Annotated in this window: 1 protein-coding gene; it reads left to right on the top strand. The window is 50.3% G+C overall.

The annotated features are described in order from the left end of the window. Positions 1–170: 170 nt before the first annotated feature. Positions 171–1,160, top strand: a complete 990-nt coding sequence (xerA, locus tag I2E26_RS01630) for a site-specific tyrosine recombinase/integron integrase (RefSeq protein ID WP_195419364.1) — start codon at positions 171–173, stop codon at positions 1,158–1,160. Positions 1,161–1,188 lie beyond the last annotated feature (28 nt).

A 1,188-nucleotide genomic window follows, 5' to 3' on the forward strand; every position in this document is an offset into this window, starting at 1 on the left:
CAAGAGTTCGCTGCCTTCGTCGCCGAGGTCGACAAATCGAGGTTTATCGTTCAACAGAAGATCGAAAAGCTGCAGATGCTCTATGACAGCCTTGCTCAGGAGTATTTTGGCTAAGCAGTTCGTTGTTGCATCCTTACCGCATGTGTTTATGTGCGGTAAGGAGCATTCTTATGAATGAGAAGGTGCTTGTCATCAAGGAGATCGAGCGACTTATGGCGCCGGTTCTTAGTAACGATCAACTGGGAAAACTACATTCCGTGCTTGATCACTGCCTGCTCAATACGGGCGATTTTCCTTTGAGGAACACCCAGTTTTCTACTAACGGTGAGACGATAGACGCGTTTCTGTCTGCAAAGTCTGTCGAGGGTTGCTCCATTAGAACCATTCGGTATTACTCGCAAGCGCTCGAACGTTTCTCCAGAGCTATTGGTAAATCCTTTATCGAGGTTACGACCGATGATGTGCGTGGGTATTTGACGGCGTGTCAGAAGAGCGGCCGGGTGAGTAATGTCACCGTGGACAATATCCGGCGGATAATATCGAGCTTCTTCTCTTGGCTTGAGATCGAGGACATCGTTTACAAGAGCCCCGTTAGGAGAATCAAAAAGATTCGATCGCTCAAAGCGGTAAAGCCCATCATTACCGATGAGTCGATGGAAGCCTTGAGGGACGGATGCAAAACAGCTAGAGACCTTGCAATCGTTGACCTTTTGACATCAACGGGAATGCGCGTTGGCGAGCTCGTGAAGCTCAACAGGTGGGATATCGACCTGACAAATCGAGAGTGCGTGGTTGAGGGCAAGGGCAATAAAGAGCGGAAAGTTTATTTCGATGCACGAGCCAAGATTCATCTAAGCGCTTACCTCGAGCAGCGAATTGACGAAAATGAGGCGCTATTCGTCGCTCTCAACTATCCCTATAAACGACTTGAAATCAGCGGTGTCGAGACACGGTTGCGTGAGCTTGGGAGGTCGGCGATTGGGGAGCGTGTGCATCCGCACAAGTTTCGGCGGACCCTTGCGACGAAAGCGATTGATAAAGGGATGCCGATCGAGCAGGTGCAGGTGCTGTTGGGGCACAGCAAGATCGAGACAACACTTTGCTACGCCATGGTCGACCAGCAAAATGTAAAGCGATCTCATCACAAGTACATCGGCTGACGAACCCCCGTTTGACGGGGAGTGGGTG

It is taken from the genome of Collinsella sp. D33t1_170424_A12, from assembly GCF_015554865.1.
Taxonomy (GTDB): Bacteria; Actinomycetota; Coriobacteriia; order Coriobacteriales; family Coriobacteriaceae; genus Collinsella.